Here is a 24,671-nt window from a genome sequence, read left to right as displayed (position 1 = left end):
GGGGTTAACGCATGAAGGACGGCACGTCGAGATCGTCGTCGCCGTCATCATCGAAGTCGCGGCCACGGCGCTCAGCGGGGCGCGAGAGGCGGTACTCGTCATCGGCGCCGCGGCGGTACTCCTCACCGCGGAATCGGTCCGAGGTGGTAAACAGCCCGCTGGACGGGGCCGGCTCGGCCGGCTGCTCGCGCTCGTAGGAGTGGCGCGGGGTGTACTCCTCGCGCTCGATACGCTGGGCGTCGACACGCTGCGGCTCGGCGCGGGTGTAGTCCTCACGCGGGGCCTCGGCGCGGGATGCGGCGGGGCTTTCCGCCTGTGCCTCGGCGCGGTTCTCAAAGAGGGAACCCGGGCGGGCAGCCGGGGTGGCCTGCTGACTCTGCGGTGCAGCCTGACCGGGCTGCGCCGGCTGCGTAGTCATGTTGGCCTGTGCGTCGAAGCCGGTGGCGATGATAGTGACGCGAACCTCATCACCGAGGTTGTCATCGATGATGGTGCCGAAGATGATGTTGGCGTCTTCGTCGGCGCGCTCCTCCACCATGGAGGCGGCTGCGTTGACCTCGTGGAGGCCCAGGTCGGAGCCACCAGCGATGGACAGTAGAACGCCCTTGGCGCCTTCCATGGTCGACTCCAACAGCGGGGAGTTGATGGCCTGCTCGGCGGCGTTGAGCGCGCGGTTGTCACCGCGGGCGAAGCCGATACCCATGAGGGCGGAGCCGGCGTCGGACATGACGGAGCGAACGTCCGCAAAGTCGACGTTGATCATGCCCGGGATAGTGATGAGGTTGGTAATACCTTGAACACCATTGTGCAGAACTTCATCGGCGGCGCGGAAGGCTTCGACGATGGACAGCTCCTCGCCACCCAGCTGCATGAGGCGGTCATTCGGGATAACAATCAGGGTATCGCAGACCTCGCGCAGCTCTTCGATGCCGGCCATGGCCTGACGGGTACGGCGCGCGCCCTCAAACTTGAATGGGCGGGTAACGACGCCAACGGTCAAAGCCCCCATCTTCTTCGCGATGGACGCCACGACGGGGGCCGCGCCGGTGCCGGTTCCGCCGCCTTCGCCGGCCGTCACGAAGACCATATCGGAGCCCTGGAGGGCGTCTTCGATTTCGGTCTTGTGATCCTCCGCGGAGGTCTTGCCCACCTCCGGGTTAGCGCCGGCGCCGAGGCCGCGGGTGGCCTCGCGGCCGATGTCGAGCTTGGTGTCCGCATCGGAGAAAATCAGCGCCTGGGAATCGGTGTTGATGGCGACGAACTGGACTCCCTTGAGCCCTTCTTCGATCATGCGGTTGACAGCGTTGACACCGCCGCCGCCGACGCCGACGACCTTGATGTCCGCGAGGTTGTTGCTAGATGAGATCATACGAGGGTCTCTTGCCTTTCGAATAAGCTTTTAATGTAAACGAGGAGGCGCCTCTTTTCGCGAGAGGCGGTTACATCCATCTTTAACGACAACGGGGTAATTTCGGCGCACATTTTGCCGCGTGTCGGTACCCTCAACCTCTACTTTAGGGTTGCTGACATGCGGTTTTCTTAACAAGCGCCACACCCGCCCCACTCGCGACGGACCTAGCGGCGAGTCACCAGCGACGGGTTGGAAATGTTCCAGGATTCACCCTCGAGTTTGAGCACATCCTCGAAAGCGATCGCCTTGTTCTTGTTGTCCTCCGAGGCACCCCAAAAGATGGTCTTGTTGTCCTTGGTTCGGAACGTCAGCGAGTACCTATCCTTGACCTCGAGGGTCGATACCTTTTCCCGAATTGGAGCAGGAAGGGCCGCTACGGCATCGACGGCCGCTTGCATTTCCGGGGAACCGGAGTCGGTGCGCCCGGTGACCTCCACGGCTTCGGGCGGAGCCTCGGCTTCCACGAATTCCTTGCCGTGGTTATCCACTAGGACGGTGCTGTCACCGTCGCGCACGAAAGCCACTGCCTCGTGCTCGACGATTTCAATGTGCACCGTCGAGGGAAAAGCCCGCGACACAGTTGCGCTTTCCACCCAGGGGATCTCCGCCACGCCCTGCGCGGCCTCGCGAGCGTCCAGGCGCGCCAGGTTTGTGCCCTTAGGCACGCCACTGGCCTGTTCCACGTCCTCAGCCGTGACATGGTCATTTCCCACTACCTCGAAGGACTTCACCGTAAGGATCGGGAAAAGCCACACCACTGCGGCAGCGATCACCGCTACGAGAAGGACCGCGCCCACCACGAGCACCCCAGCCTTTTTAGACATTCGGTTCCTTCGGCTCCTCCGCCTCGTCCTTATTGCCCAGCTCGGACAGAATCTCGCCAGCCACGTAGGTAATCGTGCCCGCACCGATGGTCAGGACGATATCTCCGGGCTGTGCCAAGGAGATGACGTCGCTGGCGGCTTCGGAGAAATCGGGCTCGAAGATAACCGGCATGTCTTCCGGCATCTTGTCGGTGATGATGCGGGAGGTAATGCCCTCTACCGGCTTCTCACGGGCGCCGTAGATGTCGAGGACGACGGCGGCGTCGGCAAGCGCCAGCGCCTGAGCAAATTCGGCGTCGAACTTCATCGTCCGGGAGTACAGGTGCGGCTGGAAGCAGGCGATGACGCGCGCGCCCTCGCCCTCCGCATCCGCCTTTGCGCGGGCCGCACCGAGAACTGCGGAAACCTCCGTGGGGTGGTGCGCATAATCGTCGAAGACGCGGATGCCGCGCTCGCTTCCGCGGTACTCAAAGCGACGGCGCACGCCCGTAAAGTCGGTCAAGCCCGCGGCGAGCTCCGCCGGATCCCCGCCAGCGAGCGCACCGGCCAACAGGGCAGCGGCCGAATTGAGCACCATGTGGTGGCCGGGAACGTGCAGGTCATAGCTTAGCTCCTGCGGAGCCTGGCCCGGCAGGGTCAGGCGAACGCGGACGTGCGCGCCGACGGCAGAGACTGTCTCCTCCACAACCTCAGCCGCGAGGGGCACCGAAGAAGCAGCGTCTGCCTCGCCGCGCGCGCCATAGCCCAGCACCTGAATACCGCGCTCAGCGGCACGCTCACCGGTGGCGGCCGCCTGCGCATCCTCGAGGCAGACGACAAGGTAGCCGCCGTCGACAATGCGGTCGGCGAAGTCATCGAAGACCTGGTAGTAGCTCTCCGCGGTGCCGAAATAATCGAGGTGATCGGGCTCGATGTTCGTAATCACGGCCACGGATGGGCTGTAGCGCAAGAGCGAAGCATCGGACTCATCGGCCTCCGCCACGAAGGCATCGCCCGTACCGCCGTGTGCGTTCGTACCAGCACGGTTCAGCTGTCCACCGATAGCGAAGGAAGGATCCAGCCCCGCCTGTTGGAGCGCGGATACCGCCATGGACGTGGTCGAGGTCTTTCCATGGGTTCCGGCAAGCAGCACCTGGCGGTGGCCTTCCATCAACTCGGCCAATAGATCGGAACGGCGAATAACCGGAATACCGGCGGCGCGCGCGGCAGCGAGCTCAGGATTATCCTGCGGGATGGCGGCGAAGGAAGTCACGACAACCGTCGGCCTATCGCCGGCCATTTCAAGGTTCTCGGCCGCATGCCCAATGGCAATGTGCGCGCCCATTGTGCGGAGGACGTCAACAGCCGTCGATTTCTTAACGTCCGAGCCGGTGACGACCGCACCCCGGCTGACCAGGATGCGCGCGAGACCGGACATGCCGGAGCCTCCGATACCGACAAAGTGAACGCGGGACAGGTCCGTGGTGGAGGGGGTGTCAGTCATAGTGAAAAAATCCTTCTTTAATAAACCTGTACTGTGCGCCTAATCGCGGACGCCGGCGGCGACGCGTTGCGCGATGCGGTCAGCGATGACAGCCGCAACGTCGCCGGCCTCGCTGGCATCGGCAGCGGCACGCATGGCTGCCAGGGCCTCGGGGTGGTCAAGAATAGCGCGAACTTCTCTGATAAGGCGCTCCGAGGTCAACTCGGCGTCCGGAATCTGGACCGCGGCCCCCGCCTCCACCAATGCCCGCGAGTTCAGCGCTTGCTCGCCATTGCCGTGCGGCAGCGGCACGTAGAGCGCGGGTAGACCGGCGGCGGAAACCTCGGCCACGGTCATTGCACCGGAGCGGCACACCATGAGGTCAGCAACCGCGAGCGCGCCAGCCATGTCATCGATATAAGGCACCGCCGTGTAGTGTTCGCGCCCAGCCGGCGCCTCGTTCTTCTTGCCATAAGCATGCAGCACTTGAAAATCCCGGCACAGGTCTTCGAGTGCGCCGGCCACGGCAGTGTTGATGCTCACCGCGCCCTGCGAACCGCCGGTCACCACGATCGTCGGGCGATGTGCGTCCAGGTTCCAGTTCTGGCGAGCAGCTGCCGCCTTTGCGCCGTCGGGGTCCTCCCCCATGCCCGGCCGCACGGGGATGCCCAAGACATCCCCGGGCATCCCAGAACCTTCTTGCGCGTTAATGCCCGTGCCGCCCAAACGCACGCCTAACTTGTTCGCCATGCCGGCCAGGGCATTGGTTTCGAGAACGAAGAACGGAATGCCTAAGGACTTGGCCGCCAAATAGGCCGGGGCGGCGACATAGCCGCCGGTTCCAAACACAACGTTGGCCCCAACGTCTTTGAGTACCGCGCGGGTTTCGCGCACGGACGTGAGGATTCGCCAGGGCAGCTTCACAGCGTCAGCGTTGATCTTGCGCGGGACCGGGACGGGGGTAATCATGCGCAAATCGACTCCACGCGCCGGCACAATATCGCGCTCCAATCCGCGTGGGGTTCCCAATGCGGTCACCCGCGCGCCGTGGCGCAAGCGGAGCTCCTCCCCCACCGCGAGCGCGGGTTCAATGTGACCGGCAGTGCCGCCACCTGCGATAACGACGGAAATCGGCGTGTCATTCATGCTCTACACGCTACCAGCGCGACCCCGCCCTACCGACGCTCGCCGCGCCGACGCTCTCGGCGGTACTCCCGCCGCTGCTCCTCACGCGGTACCTGCGCACGCGGCGAGCGCCCCGTCACAGCGCGGCCAAACCTTTCCTCGCGGCTGCGCTCCACCTGTCGTTGGGAGTGCTCGCGGCGCACGCGCTGAGGGTGCTTGCCCTGCGCGCGTTCGCGCGGGGCTCGGTGGGCTCCGCCGCGGCGCTCGTTGGGCGGCGTCGGCTCGGGGATGAAGAAAATGCGGTCGAAGAGCGGGCGGCCAAAGTTCTGCATCGCGGACACTTGGAGCGGCTCATGGCGCGCCACGTTGCACAGCAGCCCCATCGAACCGATCGTAATCACCGCAGCTGTACCGCCCGCGGAAATCATCGGCAACTGAATACCCGTCACCGGCAGCACGCCGATGACGTAGCCAATGTTGATGAATGCCTGCACGACAACACCGACCGCCAACGTGGCGGCGAGCAGGGACTGGAACTGATCCTGCGCGCGGGTTGCGGTCCGCAGCCCGAAATAGCCCAGCACGGCAAAAAGCCCGATGACCAGGGCACCGCCCCACAGACCTAGTTCCTCGCCGATAATGGCGAAGACGAAGTCGTTCTTCGCTTCTGGGAGGTAGAACCACTTAGCGCGCGATTGGCCGAGGCCCACGCCCCAGAAGCCGCCGTCGGCAAGCGAAAGGAAGCCCTGGTAAGCCTGGAAACCTGTACCTTGCGTGTCCTCAATGTTTCCGCGCAAGGCATCGAAGTAGGTGTGGAAGCGGTGCGAGCGGAAGCCACCGGCTAGGAAAACGGTGATCATGCCGATAGCGCCGAAGACGCCGACGACGGTAGGAACGCGCCAATCCACGCCTGCGAAAACCAGGGTAAAGACAACGATGAGGGCAAAGGATACGCCCATGCCCAAGTCACCCTGAGCAACGATAAGCACGAACATGATGCCGGCAATGATGGAATACATCATGAATGGATCCGTCAGGCGCATCGAGCGATGCGTCTTATCCGCCAGCGCCGAGGCACCGTACATGCCCACAGCCACACGCGCGAACTCTGAAGGCTGGAAGGCCACGCCTCCCGGCAGCATGATCCATGACTGCGAACCGACCTCCGCGCGGCCAGTACCGATCCCGGGAACGAGGACGAGGATGAGAAGCAGGATGGACAGCCCCAAGAACCAGGGCACGAGCACCCGCAGCGTGCGTGGTGACATGCGCAGGCCAATCCAGAACACAATGAGGCCGGCGACGACGAGCACGCACTGACGCAGGGCGGCTGACCACGGGCTATCGCTTTCTGAAAGGGACGTCGCCATCGACGAGGAAAAGGCCATGAGCACGCCAATGCCAATGAGTGAAAAGATGGCAATACGCAGCACCAAGTAATCGAGCCCGGGATAAGCGCGCAGGCGCTCACGGAGATCACGCAGGTGGTGTCCCAGCGTGCGTGGTGGCTTCTGGGTGCTGGTGGCAGTCACGGCTTCTGGGTGCTCCTAGCTAGCGGGCGAGACGGCGGGCAGCGGCGGCAAAGATGTCGCCGCGCTGGCTCATTCCGGTGTACATGTCCAACGATGCCGCAGCGGGCGCCAAAAGTACGGTACCGCCGGCCTCGGCGTGTTGCACGGCGGCGGCAACTGCCTGCTCCATTGCTGCTTCTGGGTCGTGGCTATCCACGATGATGACGGGGACGTGCGGCGCTTCCTTTGCTAGGGCTTGGGCAAGCACATGCTTGTCGACGCCCACCAGAACCGCCGCCTTCAACCGCGCCGCGTGGGTGCGCAGTAGGTCCGAAACATCGGCGCCTTTGAGCTGACCGCCGGCGACCCACACCACGGAGTCGAGACCACGCATGGCTACCTCCGCGGCGTGCGGGTTCGTGGCCTTGGAATTATCGATGTAGGTCACGCCAGAGTGGCGGTGAACGACCTCTCCGCGGTGCCCCGCCACCACATAGGAGGCGAGGCCTTCGGCGATGGCCTCGGGGCGTGCGCCGGCGAGAGCGGCAACTGCAGACGCAGCGGCAGCGTCCAGCACCCCGGCTAAGCCGGCGGGCTGGATGGTGGTGACGTCCTCGACAACGGCGGCCTTCATCCCAGCGACCTCATTCACCACGAGGCCGCCGGCGCTAACTCCCACCTCACCCGCAGCGGGCTCGGCGTGGCTAAAGGCAGTCGCTGCCGGAATCGAGGAGGCGAGAGCTATAACGTGCTCGTCATCTTTGCCGTAAACGGCATGCTGGCCGCGCAGGATCTTGGCTTTGTCGGCGGCGTAGGCATCGAAGGAACCATGCCAATCCAGGTGATCATCGGCGAGGTTGAGCAGCGCTCCCACCTCCGGGCGCAGCTGGGAGGACCAGTGCAGTTGGAAAGAGGACAGCTCCGCCACGAGGATGTCCACGCGGGGCTCAGCGGCCAGGGCATCAAAGGACGAGACGCCGATATTGCCTACCGCTTGTGCGCGCTGGCCGGAGCGCTGCTCGTCGGCAGCCATGATGGCGGCGAGCATGCCGGTCGTCGTGGTCTTGCCGTTCGTACCGGTTATCGCGAGCCAGCGGCGAGGGGCGCCGAAGACCTCTGCGCGGTCGAGGCGGTAAGCCAGCTCAACATCACCGATGACCTCAAGTCCTTGGGAAGCGGCCGCGACGAGCAACGGCGAGTCGGGGCGCCATCCTGGTGAGGTCACGACAAGCGAGTACTCCGAAAGGTCGGCCGCAGCCGTGTCTACGGCAGCGACGCCCAGCTCGGAGGCGATGCGGCTGCGGGATTCCGCATTGCCGTCAGCCACCGTGAGGTCCACGCCTAAGCTGGCCAAGACCGCCGCGCAACCGCGACCAGATACGCCTGCGCCGGCGATAAGGACACGGCCGGAAAGAAATCCTGGACGCGTCATGCTCCGACTCCAATGCCCGCAGCGGTCAGCCAATCACCGTAGAAGATGGCGACGCCGGCCATAGCCGCCATGGCGGCCAGCAACCAGAAACGGACGACGACGGCTGTTTCTGCCCAGCCACCATTCTCGAAGTGGTGGTGGATCGGAGCCATACGGAAGAAACGCTTGCCGGTGGAGTGGAAGACCACGATTTGGATGACAACGGACACCGTCTCGATGACGAAGAGCGCGCCGATGATGATCATGAGCAGCTCGGTGCGGCTGGTGACGGAGATGCCGGCGACCAGACCACCCAGCGCCAGGGAGCCAGTGTCTCCCATGAAGATCTTTGCCGGGGCGGCGTTCCACCACAGGAACCCGAGGCAGCCGCCCAAGCCCGCAGCCGCAAGCACGGCCAGGTCGAGGGGATCGCGCACTTGGTAGCAGCCGGCGGCGAAGTTGGTGGCGCAGGAGTACCGGAATTGCCAGAAAGTCATCAGCGAGTAGGAGCCCATGACGATGGCCGTGACACCGGCCGCAAGCCCGTCGAGCCCATCGGTGAGGTTGACGGCATTCGACCACGCCGCGATAAGGATGTACATGAAGATCAAGAACACGATGGTTCCGATCACGGTGCCGCCGACGGCGAGGTCAAAAGTCTTCAGGTCACGGATGAAGGACAGCTTCGTGGAACCGGGGGTCAGGCCATCATCATTGGGGAAGCGCAGAACAAAGAAGCCGAAGAGCAGCGCCAGCACGAGCTGGCTGACGAGCTTTGCGGTCTTGTTGAGGCCGAGATTGCGGTGCCGGAAGAGCTTGATGAAGTCATCCGCAAACCCCACTGCGCCAAGTCCCAGCGTCAATCCAAGGACGAGGAGACCCGACGCGGTGAAGCCCTCATGCCCCGTCAGGAGCCCGTAGATGCTGGCAACGAGATAGGCCACAAGGATGCCGGCCAGGATGGCTAGTCCACCCATCGTCGGCGTACCACGCTTGCGCAGGTGGGACTTAGGACCGTCTTCACGGATCTCCTGTCCGCGGCCGGTATCGGAAAAGTACCGGATAAGAACCGGGGTGGTAAAGATCGCCACGAGGAAGCTAACCGCACCAGCGATGATGATCTGAGTCACGAGCTTGAAGTCCTTTCTAGCGGCTAGCTGTTGTTCAGCTGTTCCGCGACCAACCAAAGACGTTGGGCATTGGAGGCCTTAATCAAGACCACGTCCTTAACGCTACGGCTAGCCCAATCATCGACCCCTGCCGGGGCCACGCGCAGAATGCCGTCGACAGCCTTTGCAGCCGCCGCGGCATCGGCGCACACCACTGTATTTATACCCTGCTGCATGGCAGCCTTGGCCATTGCCCGGCAGTTGGGATTCTCCCCTACTGCTACTAAGTGCTCCACGTGGTATTTGGCCAAAATCTCACCGAGCTGGCGGTGCGATTTTTCCGCATCGCCGCCGAGTTCTCCCATCTCCCCTAGCACCGCGATGGCACGAGCATCGGGGCGCGCGGCGGCGGTATAGGCCAAGGCGGCGATCGCCGCGCGCATCGAATCCGGGTTAGCGTTATAGGAGTCATCGATGACAGTGACGCCATCGCGGCGTGTGCGCACGTCCATGCGGTGCTCGGAGGCGAGGAGATGCCCAGACAACGCAGCAGCCACGGTGGCGGCCGATACCCCGAGCTCGATCGCTGCGGCCGCAGCGGCAAGCGCGTTGGATACCTGGTGGGAGCCAAAAACCTGCAGCTTCACGGCAACGGGCTCGGCATCCGGGCTATGCAAGGTAAAGGAGGGGCGGGCGACGTCATCGAGTTCAATATCGGTGGCGTAATACTGCGCTGCCGGTGCGCCTCCGCGGCGGTTTTCCGTGGAGTAGTACACCACCTTGGCCGCCGTGCGGGGAGCCATCGCGGCGACGAAAGGATCATCAGCGTTGAGGACGGCCACGCCGCCGTCGACAGCCTTCGGCAGTGCTTCTACGAGTTCTCCTTTGGCCTTCGCGATGTTTTCGCGCGAACCAAACTCACCAAGGTGTGCTGTGCCGACGTTGAGAACAACGCCGACACGCGGCGCGGTGATGTTGGTCAGGTGCCGGATGTGTCCAATGCCGCGGGCCGACATCTCCGCCACGAGGTAGCGCGTGTGCTCATCGCAGCGCAGGGCCGTATAAGGCAGACCAATTTCATTGTTGAAGGAGCCTGGCGGGGCAACGGTCTCCCCCACCTCACGGAAGATAGTGGCTATCAGGTCTTTGGTGGACGTCTTTCCTGCCGAACCAGTAACGCCCACAATGGTGAGCTCCTGTTCGGCTGCAAGCCGCTGGGTTACTGCTCGGGCGAGCGCGGAGAGTGCTTCAACGACGGCCGCGGCGGAGCCATCGGCATCATTGGCATAAATGTCCGCATTGGCACCGTCGCCTTCGACGCGCCCGTGCGGCTCGACGACGATCGCCGGAACGCCCACCGGCCGCGCCGCCAAAACAGCCGCGGCCCCTTTGTCAATCGCGGTGTTGGCAAAGTCGTGCCCATCTACCCGAGCGCCGGGCAGCGCCACAAAGAGACCGCCCGGGGTGACCTTACGAGAATCGAATTCGACGAACCCAGTCACTCGGGTATCTGGATCGTTGACATTATCCAGGCGGCCGCCCGTGATCTGAGCGATCTCAGCGAGGCTTAACGCAATCATGCTTGCTCCTTGGATTCTTCGTTACTCAGGGTAGTCGCAGTGGCCATGGCATCAAGGGCGCGAGCCATCTCCTCGCGGTCATCGAAGTGATGAACGGTATCGCCAATCAACTGTCCTACCTCATGGCCCTTGCCGACGACGATGACAGCATCACCCGGCTGCGCCCACGTCACGACCTCATCGATGGCCTCGGCGCGGGAGCCAACTTCTCGAATATCGGCCGACGGGTTCGCCTCGCGGGCTCCCGCCAGCACGGCAGCGCGGATGGCGGCCGGGTCTTCGGTTCGGGGATTGTCGTCGGTGACGACAACAAGGTCGGCGCCATTCGCGGCCGCCGCGCCCATAAGCGGGCGCTTGGAAGAGTCACGGTCGCCACCTGCGCCAACGACGATGCCGATGCGGCCCGCGCTGCCGTCCAACTGCGTACGCAGGGTGTCCAGCACAGCCGCGATTGCAGCCGGCTTGTGTGCGTAGTCAACCACGGCGACAAAGTCTTGGCCGCGGTCGATGCGCTCCATGCGGCCTGGGACCGCCACCTTTTCGACTCCTTCGAGGAAAACTCGTGGCTCGACTCCCACAGCGGCGGCCATTCCCGTCGCGAGTGCCGCATTGGCAATGTTGAAGGTGCCCGGCATGGGCAGGCGGAATTCATAAGTACCGGCCTGCTCACCAGAGGCGACCTTGAGTTCCACCTGCTGTGCACCGGTGACCTCGGTGCTGAGCTGGCGGCCAGTGATATCAGCCTCGCGAGCCTCCGAACCCGTCGACACCTGAATCACCGGGCGTGCAGCTGCTCGCTGCGCCATGCGACGCCCCCATTCGTCATCGATGCAAATCACTGAACGGTCGGCGGCTTGGGGGCCGTCGAAAAGCATGGCCTTGGCCTCGAAATAGTCCTCCATTGTCGGGTGGAAGTCCAGGTGGTCCTGGCTCAGGTTGGTAAAGCCGCCCACGTTGAAGTGCGTGCCTTGAACTCGCCCCAAGGAAAGCGCGTGGGAGGACACCTCCATCACGACGTGCGTGACACCCTCGGAAACCATTCGCGCAAAAAGCTCCTGCAAAGTCGGCGCCTCCGGAGTGGTCAGGGAGGTCGGGACCGGCTCGCGGTTGATGCGAGTGCCCGTCGTGCCGATGAGGCCGACCGAATAGCCCGCGTGCAACAGCCCCGCCTCAAGGAGGTAACTCGTCGTAGTTTTACCGGATGTGCCCGTCACGCCGAGGATGGTGAGCTTTTGCGTGGGATGGCCATAAATCTCGGCAGAGACGGTACCGAGGATGGCGCGGATATCCTCCACCACGAGAATCGGCCGCGACTCCCCTGCTTCGACGAGAATGCGCTGGCCTTCGGCATCCGTAAGAATGGCAGCCGCCGCGGTATCTGCGGCGAACTTCGCGCCATGTACGCGTGTTCCAGGAAGCGCCGCGAACAGGCCGCCGGGCGGCAGCGTCGCAGAATTCAATCCACAGGCCCCCACGGTGATCGAGGCATCCCCGATCACCGTGCCCCCAGAAATCTCTGCTAGGCGCTCAAGGCTGGTGCTGCTTGTCACGATGCTTCCTCTTCTCTGTTCTTCTGTGCTCTAGGTGTATTTATCGGCGCTGTTGCTTTTACTCAGCACGCAAGGTCAGTTTCGGTGCTGGCGGGGAGGGCGGGATATTGTCGCGGTCTAGCAACCAGGATGCAATATCGCTGAATATAGGGGCCGCGGATTGACCGCCGGATCCGTCGTCGTTGACACCGGATTCAGGTTCATCAAGCATGACGGCGACGACGAAGCGGGGGTCGTCGGCAGGCGCAATGCCGGCGAAGGTGATCCAGTACTTGGAGTTGGAATAAGCCCCAGTTTCCTCATCGACTTTCTGCGCGGTACCGGTCTTGCCGGAGAGCTGATAACCCTCGATATTGGCATTTCCGGCGGTACCGTTGTTAATGCCCTGCGGGTCATCCTGGAAAACGGCTCGGAACATGTCCACTACTGTGCGCGCGGTTTCGGCGCTGACCACCCGGGTGGTCTCGGGCTCGTCCAGCTCTTCCTTCGTCCCGTCCGGCGCGGTAATCGAGTCAATGATGCGCGGCTCGATGCGCTCACCATCATTGGCTAGGGCCTGGTAAATAGATGCCAATTGCAAGGCGGTCCATGATTGGCCTTGGCCGATGGGCAGGTTAGCGAACGTTCCGCCGGACCACTGCGAGCGATCGGGAACAAGTCCCGGGGACTCGTTGGGCAGCTCAATGCCGGTAGTCTGGCCGAGGCCGAACTTCTTCAGGTAGTCGGCATACTTATCTTGGCCGAGTCGATCCGCCAACATCAGCGTTCCCACGTTCGATGACTTACCGAAGACGCCGGTCGTGGTGTAGGGCTCGACGCCGTGCGGCCAGGCATCATTCACAGTCACGCCGGCCATGTCGATGGAACCGGGCACCTGCAGAACCTCATTGGGGTCAGTAAGCCCCTCTTCAATGGCTGCTGCGGCGGTGATGATCTTTGCCACCGAGCCCGGCTCGAAGGGGTGCGAGACAGCAAGGTTATCGAAGGTCTTATTCTTGTCCAGCTGCTTTTCGATGTCCTTGTTCGGATCAACCGTTCCAGTATTTGCCATCGCCAAAACCTGGCCGGTAGCTGCGTCCAAGACGACTGCCTCGGCGCTCTTCGCCTTCGAGTTGGCCTTCGCCTTCTCCAGCTTCTGCTGCACGTAAGTCTGCAAGTCGAGGTCCAGCGTCAGCGTCACGTTCTTGCCGTCGGTGGTGGGCACCTGATCGCGGAGAGTACCTGGGATGACCTGGCCGCTGGCGGAAACGTCCTCCGTCGAGCTGCCATCGATTCCCGTGAGGGTGGTGTCTCCGGAAGCTTCGAAACCGAATTGGCCTTGGCCATCCATGGATACCTTGCCAATGACGTTCTCAGCGATCGATCCGTTGGGGTACTGGCGGATTTGCTGTTCATCGGCAGCCAGGCCGTGGTATTCCTCAGCGATGGCTACCGCGACATCCGGGTCGACGTTTCGCACGAGAACCTCGTACTGGGTATCGGCGCGGAGCTTATCCATGATCTGCTCCGAATCCACGTCCCCGGCGTCGATGCCCGCTTCCTTCAGCTTGTCCGGGATTCCCTTCGACATGTCGGTGAGCCTCTCAGTCACCTTGTCGTCGAGGTAGGTCTTCTTTGCGTCGGGCGCTAGGGACGCAAACTCGGCCTCGTCGGAGGCCTTCTGCTCTTCCTGTTCACGAAGCTCATCACGCAGGCGGGTCGGTGACACAGTCAAAGACCGAGCGCGCATGGTGTAGGCCAAACGCTGGCCATCGCGAGCAAGAATCTCGCCACGCCCAGCGGTATCCACATAAACACGAGTTCGCTGTTCTGCGGCCTTCGCTGCCAAGTCTGGGCCCCACACGATCTGCACCCATGCGAGGCGCCCCATCCACGCCAGCATGACGACGAGCAGTACCGCTGCAATGACATGAACGCGATGGTGCATCGTCTTTTGCTGGCTCATAAACGGCTTGCCGGTACGCGGGTTTCGGGAACGGGTCGCGGGAACGACGCGGTCGGCGTCGTAACGCTGCCGTGGTTGGTGAGAGGTACCGCGCGGTTGGGCGGCACGGGCGGCGGAAACGCGCCTCGGGCGCCGGCCACCTGAGTGTGGTGGGGTCACACGTCACCTTTCTATCTGCAGCGAGGATGGGTATTTGAACAGCTAAACATCGTGCCCCCACTGGTGCGGGGTGGAGATGAACTCATCCCGAATTGTGCCCTATGATCGCCGCCCGTCCACGCAGGCACGCGCGGAGCGGGAAGGGAATCTATCCCCGAGCGGCGTAAGGAGCCTGGGCCGGGATATCCGGCAGCTCTACGTTTCCTTCACCCGACTGACCTCCCTCGGAGTTGTCTCCCGAACGCGAATCATTCGGGGCAGAGCTCTCACGCTCGCCCTGCCTTCCGTTGAGATTCGGGCGGGCGTTCAGGTTGTCGGACATGTTGGCGGTCGCGTTCGGGTCACTGGAAGCCTGCCCCGGGCGGACCGGCTCGCCGTTGACATCGATGACCGATTCCATATCCGGAGTTGCCTCACGCTTTTGTTCCACGTTGCCGTCCGGACCGACTTCCACAACGCCTGGCTGGACCGGGATACCCATCTTGGCTTCGTGGGCACGGCGGGCAACATCGGAGGCGGAGCGAACATTCTCCAAGTCTCGGTTGAGAGTTTCTAGCTGGTTATCCAGCGTGGATTCCTGGGCGGTAAGCTCCTGAATCTTGAAAGTCTGGGACGTCGACAAGCCCGAAAGCCACATGGCCACAGCCACACCAGCGATAAGTAGGCCGATGGCAATGAAGGACAGGCGGGCGAAAAGACCAGTGACCCGAGTGGGCTGCACAACACGGCGCCCACGATTGCTCACTACCTGCTTCGACCCAAGGCGGTTTCCCCGCAGACTGGTTGCGCCCCGTCGTGAGGGCACTGTGCCGCGATGCGGAGTACGGCTGGGCAGCGGCGTGGTACGGCGACCTCGCTCAAGCAGTGCGGTCCCCTGCCCCGAGACGTCGGCTCCAGTAGTGAAATCGCGGCTAGCGCCCATGGTGTGGGTCCTCTCGTGGTCGCGGCGGTCGGTTGCCTGTGCAGTGCGGTCTCTCAACGTCATGGCCTACCTCCCGGTTCATGAAAAGACGGGGTCCCTTCAAGACGCTCGAGAGCGCGCACCCGGACGGATGCCGCCCGCGGGTTCTCCGCAATCTCTTCCTTGCTCGCCTTCTCGGCCCCACGCGTCACAATGGAGTAGTGCGCTGCGGTGCCCGGGAGATCCATGGGCAGGCCCGCAGGTGTGGTCGAGGTGCTGAGTTTGGTGAAGGCATGCTTGACGATGCGATCTTCGAGCGACTGGTAGCTCATAAACACCGCGCGCCCGCCAACGGACAGGGCGTCCGTGATTACGGGGATAACCTGCTCAATCGCTTCAAGCTCGCGGTTAACCTCGACGCGCAAAGCCTGGAAGGTTCGCTTCGCAGGGTGGCCGCCGGTGCGGCGAGTTGCCGCCGGGATAGCGGCGTACAACAGCTCAACTAATCGCGCGGAATTGCTGAAAGGTTCCTTTTCCCTTTCTTTGAGCACAGCGGACGCAATCTTGCCGGCGAAGCGCTCATCACCATAAGTCTTGAGGATGCGGGCAAGCTCGCCGTGACTATACGTATTCAGAATGTCGGCGGCCGTCATTTCCTGGCGTGGGTCCATGCGCATATCCAGCGGCGCGTCGGTCTTGTACGCAAATCCGCGGTCGATCTGATCGAGCTGCATGGATGACACACCAAGATCAAACAGCGCCCCGGCAATGCCGTGCTCCCGCGCGATAGAAAAAATTTCATGCTCGCCCTGCGCAATGGCGCTGCCCACCTCGTCGAAGCGCGCGTTGACGGCGACGAAGCGGTCAGCGAAGGGACTGAGACGGCGAGAAGCATTGCTCAAGGAAGCGGAGTCCCGGTCCACACCAATGATGCGTGCGGCGGGAAAGCAGTTGAGGAAGTACTCACTGTGGCCGCCGGCGCCGAGGGTGCCGTCGACAATCACTGCGTTCTCCCCTGCCGCTTCAACCGCTGGGGCAAGCAGTTGAGCCATGCGCGCACGCATGACGGGGACATGGCCGTGGTTGTCATTCACGTCGTAGGTAATAGTGCCATTGCGGTCCACAGCTGCTGTCCCCCTTTCCGTTCAGGCGCCTGAGGCTGCTGTCTGATGTGGTCGATAAAAAATCGAGTGCGTATAGGGCCCTGTCCGAGGAAGGGTTCTGATGTCGGGGAAGTACACCAGCTCATCCTCCTCGGGCAGAGTCCGTACACGCACTCTCGGTGCACCGGGCTAGCCCTAAAGCAGTCCGGCAAGTACGTCATCGGCGTCTGCCGCCGAGTAAGCGTCTTCAGTTTGCGCCTGGTATTCAGCCCATGCGGCTGCGTCCCAGATTTCGAGGAAGTCGACCGACCCCACAACCACGCATTCCTTCGTCAGGTTTGCGTACTCACGGTGGCCTGCAGACAGCGTGATACGCCCGTGCCCATCGGGACGCTGTTCGTCCGCACTCGCTGCCAAGTTACGGATGAACGCACGTGCGTCCGGGTTGGTACGAGACACAGCCGCAGCCTTCCTGGCTCGTGCCGCGAACTCCTCGCGCGGGTACACCGCAAGCGAGTGATCCTGCCCCTTGGTGACCATGAGGCCACCGGCCAGTTCTTCGCGAAACTTCGCTGGAAGCGTAAGCCGCCCTTTGTCATCGAGCTTGGGAGTGTAGGTGCCGAGAAACATCCCCGGGTCCACCTTCCTGTCACTCGAAAACTCCGGATTCCTCTCGCGACAAGAGAACAACTCTCCTCCGCTGCGCCCCACTCTACCCCACTTTCCCCCACCACCAACACCTTTAGCGCCCCGCTCGCCCGCGTGTCACGATAAACCTCCAGATAAAAGGATGTTTTTCTGGTGGGAAGTTTTCCCGGCACCCCCCTTGACATACCGCCAAAGTAGGGACCTTCCCCGGGCAATCACCCACGCAACTTCCACCCCTTAGAAACTAAATCTCCTCACCAGCCCCAGAATCCTGCAACTTTGCCCGCCCCACCCCTGACAAAACCGTCAGCGGCACCCAGGCTCCAGCCCCTAGCCCGCGCGCAGTGGGTGAAAGTGGGGAATTGAGGGAAAGCGACCAAAACGCCGTCACCACCGCCTCCCCTTTTTAGAAACGCCGCGTTCCTATGATAGAAACAGTGTGTTGCCATCTTGAGAACCACGGGATGGCGCTCCATTAGTTTTCTTCACCCACTAGGAAGATCCCCTATGTATCTAGCTTGGCGCGAGATGCTCTTCGCGCGTACCCGATTCATCCTCATGGGCGTTGTCCTTGCCCTCATGTCCATGCTCGTCGTCATCATCTCAGGCCTCACAGCAGGTCTGGTCAACGACGGCGTCTCCGGACTAAAAGCAATGGATACCGACGTCGTCGCTTTCGCCGACGGCACCCAGAAAGACTCAGCTTTCACCCGCTCGGTTGTCGATGCCTCTGATAGCGAATCGTTCTCTCAACACGACGGCGTGGAGGAGGCCGCTCCTCTTGGCCTGACCATCGCCAATGCCCATAACCAAAACGGCACGGCAGTGGACCTGACCCTGCTGGGAGTAGAACCGGACTCCTTCGTGGCACCGGCAGGTTTGCCCGCACTTGACACCAACCGGGTCGACGGCCAGCCCAGCAACACCAAGCACGACATCATCGTCTCCTCCACCCTGCACGATGAAGGCATCGAGGTCGGCGACACCATCACGCTCGATCGCTTGGATATCCCGCTGAATGTCGTTGGGTTTACCGATAACCAACGCACCTTCGGACACGTGGACGTGGCCTACCTTCCGCTCGACATCTGGCAAGAGATCCACGCCGGCGGGCGCCACGGCGAAGCCGTGAACCCAGACGCTTATGACGAAGCCTCCGTCATCGTCGCCCGCACGTCAGACAAGCCGGACACCGAGGCCCTCTCGGAACAGTCCGGCCTGGATGTTCGAACCCTCAAGGAAAGCTTCGACTCCTCCCCCGGCTACACCGCCGAGATGATGACCTTGTCCATGATCACGTGGTTCCTGTATGTCATCGCCGCACTCGTGACCGGCGCTTTCTTCCTCGTGTGGACCATTCAGCGGGCCGGCAATATCGCCACCCTCCGCGCAATGGGCGCGACCAAGGGCTTCTTGTTGCGCGATAGCCTCGGCCAGGCAGTCGTCATCCTCGTCCTGTCCATCCTGGCAGGCGCGCTTGTCGCCGTCGGCTTGGGCAGCCTCCTAGAGCAGACCGCCATGCCTTATGCCACCGAATTCAGTTCCGTCATCAGTGGCGGCCTCATCCTCTTCGTCGCTGGATTGCTCGGCGCTTTCATCGCCGTTGTCCGTGTCACCCGAACCAACCCCCTCGCAGCCCTAGGAGAAAACCGATGAGCCCAGCTTTAGAACTAAAAGACGTCACCGTCAGCTACACCGATGGCGATTCGCAGGTTAAGGCACTCGATTCCGTCAATCTCAGCATCGATCCCGGCGAATTCGTTGCCGTGGTCGGACCATCAGGTTCCGGCAAGTCCACGCTGCTCGCTGTTGCGGGCGCATTGACGACGCCCGATTCCGGCCAGGTCTTCGTTGCGGGCGAGGACATCGTGCAGCTTGGCGACGCCCAACTGGCACGGATCCGCCGCAACCACATCGGCTTCGTCTTCCAGTCCACCGGAAATCTTCCTTCCGCGTTGACCGCGGAGGAGCAGCTCGAGTTGGCCAGCAAAGTCATTGGTAAGACTGGGCGCTATTCCAGCACTGAGCTCCTCGACAAGGTTGGCATGAAACATCGCGCCAAGCACCGCCCGGGCAGCTTGTCCGGCGGTGAACGGCAGCGCGTTGGCATCGCGCGCGCACTCGTTGGCGACCCCCAAGTGCTGCTTGTCGACGAGCCCACCGCAGCCCTGGATCGTGCACGCTCCCAGGAGATCGTTGCGCTCTTGGCAAAAGAATGCCACGACTTTAACGTCGCGGGCATCATGGTCACTCACGACTACGAGGTTCTCGATCACTGCGACAAAGTCTATGAGATGGTCGACGGCCGCTTGACGCCCGCCAGCGCCTCTGCCCAGCGATAAGCAAAGAATGCGCAGCTTAACGTAGACTCACACGCATGCCAAAGATCACTGAAACGACAGTAGCCGAGCACCGCGCCGTCCAGCACCGCGCGGTGCTCGAGGCTGCCGAAAAGCTGATCATCACTAGCCATGGTGCAGTCCCCACCTTGGCCGAAGTTGCCGCAGAAGTCGGGCTTGCCCGCCCCAGCATCTATCGATACGTATCATCCCAGCACGATCTACTGGTACAGCTGCTTATTCAGGCGACCCAATCGTGGAATGAGCAACTCGAGGCCGCCATGAAGGTAGCCTCCCCGGAGCCTAAGAAGCGCATCCACGCCTATGTCGACGCCACGCTCGATCTCTTCATTCATAGTGCACACGGCCATTTGATGACCGCCGCACAGCACTTCCCCCAAGCCTTTGCTGACGAGGAAGTACAAAAATCACATGGCGGATTCGCCTCCATCGTTGACGAGTTCTGCCCCGGCGTTTCCCCAGTAGATATCTCGTTGCTCAATGCGGCCATCGTCCGCGCCTCTGAACTGGCGGACGGCTCACCGGAAAAGCTCAGCAGCGCAACGCAAACCCTTTACGCAATGGCCGAAGCCATCCTGCCCTAGGTCACCGCATTAAAAGAGCCCTCCGCTGATTTTAAAGCGGAGGGCTCTTCGGACCGGCCTTTAGGCGCATATGCGCTTAGCGGCCTTCAAAGCGACGACGGAAATTGTCTTCGAGGCGGTTCCCAACGTCGCTACCACCCTTCTTGGATTGCTTGCCGCGATCCCGAGTGGACGACTGCGCACCGACTGCAACCAGAGAATCCTCCGAGTTTCCGAGCAGCATCCAGACGCCGGATCCAAACATGACTAGGAAGCCGAGGACCGAGAGGCTCACAAACCACAGGGATTGCTGGGCCAACGCAATACCGCCCACCATCATGCAGAGACCGACAACAATCAAGGCAACTCCGCGGAGGGTGATAGCGCCCGAGTTTGCGCCGAAAGAAGTTTCACCGGACACCGACGCACCAAAATCAGGATCATTGGCCAGCAACGACTGCTCAATTTCACGCAGCGCTTGCTGTTCGTGCTCAGAAAGGGCCACAGCGTCCTCCGTAGTGGGTTGGGTTTAGGTAGTGGAACTGGGAAATAGGATTACTACCTCTATAACGTCAAGAATAGCGAGATAGTTCCCGCAAAGACAGTCCGCACGTTTTAGCCGCACTACACCACATCGCCAGGGCCCTGCGCTCCGCATTAAGCCGCGAGACCACCGAAGCCCAGCTCAGACTCAGTCGCATCCACATAGCGGGCGGCAAGCGCCACATAGCGATAGACCGTATCAGGATCAGGGACTGGATCCAGTCCGGATGCCACTCGCGAACGCACACGCGAGTAGTCCTTAAACTCCGCTGCCCACTGCGCATCAGCCGGGCCGATGAGCGCCACTTGCTCCCAAGCGGAGGTGGGCAAGCGCCGGCGACGTGACACCGTGGACGCTGCCACCCGAGCCCCGGCAGCGCGCAGCGAGGCGCGATAGGCCATTTCTAAAGCATCCGCGAAACGCCCCTCCGCTGCGCTCTGACGCGCGTCCACCAACAAATCCAACGCTTGCCCCACGAAACGATCGCGGCGTACGCGCTGCAACGCCTCCCGGTTACGGCTCCGCGCCGCTGCTGTTGCTGAGATTACCTGTGCCATGACCTCTCCCCCTTGGGCTTCTTCCTGAGCTTGTCAATAGAGACTGTGTTGCTGATTTTCTGTCGTTGTTTGTTGACGCGATTCACCTTAAAGCCGCCTTCCTACATCCACCCCCAATTTTAGTCCACATGTTCGAATTCGACAATAGGTTTACTGAACTTCTCCACGTTTTTCGAACAGGCACATCAATTTTGCTCGGAATGGGTTCGCCGCCTGCTTTCACATACCGCAAGAATCTGTTGTTATTAGACATGTGAGTTACACGCTGCGCCGACTAAGCCCCCAAGAGTTCGCCATTGCCCTCCCGCACTTGGTGGATATCTACATTGCAGCGATGAACTACGACCCCTCAGTACGCAACAGCTCCATCATGCGGTGGCGCGGGGATCTCATACGCCCGGGGTTTTCCTGCGTGGCGGCCACCTCCGAAGACGGCATCGCCGGATTTGCCTACGGCTTTCTCGGCTCTCCTGATACCTGGTGGGACAAGCAACTCCGCCGAGCGCTCTCCAACAACGGCGGCGCAACCCCAGAGCAAGAAGAGGTTCTCCACAACTATTTTGAGTTGGCGGAAATCCACGTAGTGCCCGAGGCACAGGGCCACGGTCTGGGCCGTGCGCTGCTTGAAGCACTGGCCTGGAACCTCCCCGCCCGCTACATCCTGCTCTCCACACCTGAGGTTCCCAATGAAGCCAACTCCGCCTTCGGCCTCTACCGCAAAATGGGCTTTAGTGACTTCCTTCGCCAGCTCCATTACCCCGCCGATTCACGCCCCTTCGCCATCCTGCAATCAGCTGTGCCGCTAGCACCAGCCGGTACCGCTTAACCTGGCGTCTAATCCGTGAGCCTGCCCAGGTAGAGTGGCAGGCGTGACTACTCCGCAAATACCTTCCCTGGACGATATTCCCGTAGCCGTACGTGAGGAGCTCGCGCTTTTCCTAGATAGTCAGCGCGACGTCATCGCGTCCATCGGTTCCCCGGTGACTAACGCGATCTCCTATTTGGAATCCTTCGTGCTGGACGGCGGAAAACGTATCCGCCCTCTCTACGCGTGGGCAGGTTTTATCGGCGCACATGGGCTCGAGGGCACGGAGTCCCCACAGGCGATGCTCCGCGCAGCTTCTTCCCTAGAATTCATCCAGGCTTGTGCCCTCATCCACGATGACATCGTGGATGCTTCCGATACTCGGCGCGGCAATCCCACCGTCCACCGTGGCGTAGCCGCTCGCCATCGGGAGCTCGGGCTCAGCGGTGACGCTGACTTTTTCGGGCAGTCTCTCGCCATCCTTGTGGGCGATATGGCCTTGGTCTGGGCCGAGGACATGCTCCAGGATTCCGGGCTGAGCCCCGAGGCGCTCGCGCGCGCTCGGGCGCCGTGGCGGGCGATGCGCCGCGAAGTTATCGGCGGGCAAATGCTGGATATTTGCCTCGAAGCGGAAGGCTCCGAGGATGCAACGTTGGCGGACTCAGTAAACCGTTTCAAGACCGCCGCGTACACCATCGAGCGCCCGTTGCATTTGGGCGCAGCCGTAGCAGGAGCACCCGAAAAGCTTGTTGCCGCTTTCCGCGGCTATGGACAAGACATCGGGGTCGCATTCCAGCTCCGCGATGATTTGTTGGGGGTCTTTGGTGACCCAGCAATTACTGGCAAGCCCGCCGGTGATGATCTGCGCGAGGGCAAGCGCACGGTCCTCTTGTCATTGGCTCTGCAACGTGCGGATACCACTGATCCCGCTGCTGCCGCGGAGCTTCGCCGACTCATCGGCCAGACGGAGGATCCCGCAGATATTGCCCGCATGGCCCAGATCATTGCCGATTCCGGGGCACCGGATGTCGTCGAGCAGCGCATCAGCGATCTCACGCGCTCGGGCCTTGACCACCTTCATAATGCCCAGGTCGCCCCCGAAGTCACGGCAACGCTGGAAGAGCTTGCCCACAAATCCACCGCACGCCGGATGTAGCATGGCCCGCTCCGCATCCGCGCGCGTATCCCTGCGCATTCCCAACCCCCTTCCTTTGGGCATCGTCTCCGCGGCGATCCTTGCTCTCGCCTCCTTCTCTGGTGGCGCAACCCGGAACCGCGGCGGCTTTCTTGAGGCACTCAATATCGGATTTCTCGCGTATGGCCACGGCCGCAACATCGGCATAGTCCTCTATTGGGTTGGCCTCTTTGGATTGGTCGCCGCGTGGGTCCTGGCTGGGCGTTATCTCATCGCCCCACAGCTCAAGAACCCGCAACCCGACGGCGCGCTGTCTGACATCCGCCGAATGCTGATGTGCTGGGTTGCCCCGCTGTTGTGCGCGGCCCCACTGGCTTCGCGGGACGTGTACTCCTATCTCATGCAGGGAGCCATGGTGCGCGATGGTTTCGATCCTTATGTCGAAGGCGCGGCTGTTAACCCCGGCCCCTTCCTGCTGGAAGTCTCACACGACTGGCGAAACACCACTACGCCTTATGGTCCGCTGCACTTGTGGATGGGCAACGGGGTAACCAACCTCGTGGGGGACAATGTCGCCGCGGGCATCATCGTCTATAAGGCGATATCGGTCCTCGGCTTTGCCGCCATCGCTTGGTCGATTCCACGCCTTGCACGCAGCATCGGGGGCGATCCGGCGCTAGCACTGTGGTTGGGTGTAGCGAATCCAGTGATTCTATTGCACCTCATCGGCGGCATGCACAATGAATCGGTCATGGTGGGCTTGGTATCGCTGGGATTGCTCGCCGCGGTTCACAACAAGTTTCATCTCAGCCTCCTTCTTGTCGGCGTAGCGGTGTCGCTCAAAGCCACAGCTGTATTCGCCGCACCGTTTATCGTGTGGCTCATGCTGCACCACTGGGCGCCGAAAGGCACCACGCCACTCAAGCGCTTCGGGGTCTTTCTCCTGTCCGGCATCGTTGCCGTGGCGGAGGTCGCGCTGGCGGTGGCGGTGATTACGTGGGCGTCGGGAAGCTCGTGGGGCTGGTTGTCACAAATCAGCGGCAATTCCAAGGTGATCAATCCCCTGGCCGGCCCTACCTTGCTCGCCGACATTCTGGTACCGCTCATCCAGGTCTTCTCCCCCGATACCACCTATAACGGGGTGCTCAGCGTGTTGCGTTCAATTGCGATGATCCTCATGCTCCTCGGCCTCGTCATCGTGTGGTGGTGGGGGCGAACGGGCGTGCGCCGCGCGATTGCCGCTACGGCTGCTGCCTACCAGGTGGCGTTCGTCTTCAACTCTGTGACGCTTCCCTGGTATTACGCCTCCGTGCTCACGCTCATGGGAACCTTCCGCCCACCGCTGCCCTTGATCAAACTAACCACCGGCGTGGCCCTCTTTATCGGAGTGGCCTTCGCTGGCGACGGAAACCACCAGCTCTATAACTGGTTCTGGGACATCGCCATGGTGGTCGTGGCATGGTCAGCAACGCAGTGGATTTTCGATGGTGTTCCACGCACCACCGCGGCCATGGATGAGGCTGCTACTGCTAAAACGCCGAAGCCTGCGCGCGCCGAATAACCTCGCGCGCAAGGTGCCCGTGGAGCGCGTCAATGGGGCGGCCTGGCAAAGACTCATCTTCGGTAAACAGGTGCGCCAGAATCTCATTGTCGCCCCACCCGTTGTCCGAAAGAACTGTAATGACACCGGACACGTGCTTGGAAATGACGCCCTTGGAATTGAAGAATGCCTCCGGGACGAGGCGCTCCCCCTCGGCGTTTCGCCACACGATGAATTTACGCGCGTTGAGCAGGTCGAAGACGCGAGTGATGGGAAGATCGAGCTTTTCAGCAACCTCAGCGAGCGTCAGCAGCTTTTCGCCGGCGAGGAGCTGCGGTAGTTCCGGGTGCGGATTCTCGAAGTTGTTCTCAGAATTAGTCACGGACACAACTGTAGCCGGATCACACTTTGGGGCGCTGATCGGCCAT

The 24,671-nt window shown here is 62.0% G+C and carries 22 protein-coding genes; 6 read left to right on the top strand and 16 right to left on the bottom strand.

Annotation, left to right across the window (positions count from 1 at the left end):
• Nucleotides 1–4: 4 nt before the first annotated feature.
• The 13 genes from ftsZ to mraZ form a co-directional block, all read right to left on the bottom strand.
• On the bottom strand, nucleotides 5–1,369 hold the full coding sequence (gene ftsZ, locus ACUY3D_RS07675; protein WP_070596842.1) for a cell division protein FtsZ: 1,365 nt from the start codon (nucleotides 1,367–1,369) through the stop codon (nucleotides 5–7).
• 206 nt (nucleotides 1,370–1,575) lie between these two features.
• The gene (locus tag ACUY3D_RS07670; RefSeq protein WP_070685304.1) at nucleotides 1,576–2,235 is read right to left on the bottom strand and encodes a cell division protein FtsQ/DivIB; all 660 of its coding nucleotides are present in this window, start codon (nucleotides 2,233–2,235) and stop codon (nucleotides 1,576–1,578) included.
• Nucleotides 2,228–3,718 carry a UDP-N-acetylmuramate--L-alanine ligase gene (gene murC / locus ACUY3D_RS07665; RefSeq protein WP_070565460.1) on the bottom strand — a complete coding sequence of 497 codons (1,491 nt, stop codon included), beginning with the start codon at nucleotides 3,716–3,718 and terminating at the stop codon, nucleotides 2,228–2,230. Before murC ends, ACUY3D_RS07670 begins: the two co-directional genes overlap by 8 nt.
• A gap of 39 nt (nucleotides 3,719–3,757) precedes the next feature.
• The gene (gene murG / locus ACUY3D_RS07660) at nucleotides 3,758–4,843 is read right to left on the bottom strand and encodes an undecaprenyldiphospho-muramoylpentapeptide beta-N-acetylglucosaminyltransferase (protein WP_070533315.1); all 1,086 of its coding nucleotides are present in this window, start codon (nucleotides 4,841–4,843) and stop codon (nucleotides 3,758–3,760) included.
• 29 nt (nucleotides 4,844–4,872) lie between these two features.
• Nucleotides 4,873–6,354 (bottom strand): FtsW/RodA/SpoVE family cell cycle protein, encoded by a 1,482-nt coding sequence (locus ACUY3D_RS07655; protein WP_448240783.1) that lies wholly within the window; start codon nucleotides 6,352–6,354, stop codon nucleotides 4,873–4,875.
• Nucleotides 6,355–6,373: 19 nt separating this feature from the next.
• Nucleotides 6,374–7,765, bottom strand: coding sequence for a UDP-N-acetylmuramoyl-L-alanine--D-glutamate ligase (murD, locus tag ACUY3D_RS07650; protein ID WP_448240781.1), 1,392 nt, complete (start codon nucleotides 7,763–7,765; stop codon nucleotides 6,374–6,376).
• Nucleotides 7,762–8,874, bottom strand: a complete 1,113-nt coding sequence (gene mraY, locus ACUY3D_RS07645; protein WP_070519857.1) for a phospho-N-acetylmuramoyl-pentapeptide-transferase — start codon at nucleotides 8,872–8,874, stop codon at nucleotides 7,762–7,764. Before mraY ends, murD begins: the two co-directional genes overlap by 4 nt.
• A 23-nt stretch (nucleotides 8,875–8,897) precedes the next feature.
• Nucleotides 8,898–10,433 carry a UDP-N-acetylmuramoyl-tripeptide--D-alanyl-D-alanine ligase gene (locus tag ACUY3D_RS07640; RefSeq protein ID WP_448240779.1) on the bottom strand — a complete coding sequence of 512 codons (1,536 nt, stop codon included), beginning with the start codon at nucleotides 10,431–10,433 and terminating at the stop codon, nucleotides 8,898–8,900.
• Entirely contained in the window at nucleotides 10,430–11,983 is a 1,554-nt protein-coding gene (locus ACUY3D_RS07635; protein ID WP_070685290.1) for a UDP-N-acetylmuramoyl-L-alanyl-D-glutamate--2,6-diaminopimelate ligase, read from the bottom strand. The genes ACUY3D_RS07640 and ACUY3D_RS07635 overlap by 4 nt, the downstream gene beginning before the upstream one ends.
• 58 nt (nucleotides 11,984–12,041) lie before the next feature.
• Complete coding sequence (locus tag ACUY3D_RS07630; protein ID WP_154761859.1) at nucleotides 12,042–13,910, bottom strand: peptidoglycan D,D-transpeptidase FtsI family protein; 1,869 nt, start codon at nucleotides 13,908–13,910, stop codon at nucleotides 12,042–12,044.
• Between the two features lie 325 nt (nucleotides 13,911–14,235).
• Nucleotides 14,236–15,072, bottom strand: coding sequence for a cell division protein FtsL (gene ftsL, locus ACUY3D_RS07625; protein WP_070596835.1), 837 nt, complete (start codon nucleotides 15,070–15,072; stop codon nucleotides 14,236–14,238).
• On the bottom strand, nucleotides 15,069–16,112 hold the full coding sequence (rsmH, locus tag ACUY3D_RS07620) for a 16S rRNA (cytosine(1402)-N(4))-methyltransferase RsmH (protein ID WP_070561916.1): 1,044 nt from the start codon (nucleotides 16,110–16,112) through the stop codon (nucleotides 15,069–15,071). Before rsmH ends, ftsL begins: the two co-directional genes overlap by 4 nt.
• A 174-nt stretch (nucleotides 16,113–16,286) precedes the next feature.
• A complete protein-coding gene (gene mraZ / locus ACUY3D_RS07615) occupies nucleotides 16,287–16,721 on the bottom strand; it encodes a division/cell wall cluster transcriptional repressor MraZ (protein WP_010190539.1) in 435 nt (144 codons plus the stop codon).
• 525 nt (nucleotides 16,722–17,246) lie between these two features.
• Here mraZ and ACUY3D_RS07610 point away from each other — a divergent pair.
• The 3 genes from ACUY3D_RS07610 to ACUY3D_RS07600 are packed head-to-tail and all read left to right on the top strand — an operon-like array spanning nucleotide 17,247 to nucleotide 19,683.
• The gene (locus tag ACUY3D_RS07610) at nucleotides 17,247–18,395 is read left to right on the top strand and encodes an ABC transporter permease (protein WP_448240777.1); all 1,149 of its coding nucleotides are present in this window, start codon (nucleotides 17,247–17,249) and stop codon (nucleotides 18,393–18,395) included.
• Complete coding sequence (locus ACUY3D_RS07605; protein WP_154761799.1) at nucleotides 18,392–19,081, top strand: ABC transporter ATP-binding protein; 690 nt, start codon at nucleotides 18,392–18,394, stop codon at nucleotides 19,079–19,081. Before ACUY3D_RS07610 ends, ACUY3D_RS07605 begins: the two co-directional genes overlap by 4 nt.
• Nucleotides 19,082–19,116: 35 nt before the next feature.
• The gene (locus tag ACUY3D_RS07600) at nucleotides 19,117–19,683 is read left to right on the top strand and encodes a TetR/AcrR family transcriptional regulator (RefSeq protein WP_070561922.1); all 567 of its coding nucleotides are present in this window, start codon (nucleotides 19,117–19,119) and stop codon (nucleotides 19,681–19,683) included.
• 76 nt (nucleotides 19,684–19,759) lie between these two features.
• Here ACUY3D_RS07600 and ACUY3D_RS07595 read toward each other — a convergent pair whose 3' ends face one another.
• Both ACUY3D_RS07595 and ACUY3D_RS07590 read right to left on the bottom strand, forming a co-directional pair.
• Nucleotides 19,760–20,167 carry a DUF3040 domain-containing protein gene (locus tag ACUY3D_RS07595; RefSeq protein ID WP_070596831.1) on the bottom strand — a complete coding sequence of 136 codons (408 nt, stop codon included), beginning with the start codon at nucleotides 20,165–20,167 and terminating at the stop codon, nucleotides 19,760–19,762.
• A 152-nt stretch (nucleotides 20,168–20,319) separates the two neighbouring features.
• Nucleotides 20,320–20,763, bottom strand: coding sequence for an SAV_6107 family HEPN domain-containing protein (locus ACUY3D_RS07590; protein ID WP_070561927.1), 444 nt, complete (start codon nucleotides 20,761–20,763; stop codon nucleotides 20,320–20,322).
• A gap of 253 nt (nucleotides 20,764–21,016) precedes the next feature.
• Here ACUY3D_RS07590 and ACUY3D_RS07585 point away from each other — a divergent pair, with 253 nt between their 5' ends.
• From ACUY3D_RS07585 to ACUY3D_RS07575, 3 genes are read left to right on the top strand one after another with little or no spacing between them, the layout of a single operon-like run.
• Nucleotides 21,017–21,589, top strand: coding sequence for a GNAT family N-acetyltransferase (locus ACUY3D_RS07585; RefSeq protein WP_448240775.1), 573 nt, complete (start codon nucleotides 21,017–21,019; stop codon nucleotides 21,587–21,589).
• A gap of 43 nt (nucleotides 21,590–21,632) precedes the next feature.
• Nucleotides 21,633–22,724, top strand: a complete 1,092-nt coding sequence (locus ACUY3D_RS07580) for a polyprenyl synthetase family protein (RefSeq protein WP_448240774.1) — start codon at nucleotides 21,633–21,635, stop codon at nucleotides 22,722–22,724.
• Nucleotide 22,725: 1 nt separating this feature from the next.
• Complete coding sequence (locus ACUY3D_RS07575; protein WP_070596830.1) at nucleotides 22,726–24,264, top strand: alpha-(1->6)-mannopyranosyltransferase A; 1,539 nt, start codon at nucleotides 22,726–22,728, stop codon at nucleotides 24,262–24,264.
• On the opposite strand, the gene ACUY3D_RS07570 is transcribed toward ACUY3D_RS07575, so the two are convergent.
• The gene (locus ACUY3D_RS07570; protein WP_070519830.1) at nucleotides 24,233–24,631 is read right to left on the bottom strand and encodes an Rv2175c family DNA-binding protein; all 399 of its coding nucleotides are present in this window, start codon (nucleotides 24,629–24,631) and stop codon (nucleotides 24,233–24,235) included. The genes ACUY3D_RS07575 and ACUY3D_RS07570 overlap by 32 nt on opposite strands.
• Nucleotides 24,632–24,671 lie beyond the last annotated feature (40 nt).

The organism is Corynebacterium guaraldiae (genome assembly GCF_053480195.1).
Note: the sequence above shows the minus strand (reverse complement) of the source record. Positions and strands in the feature narration are given on the sequence as shown.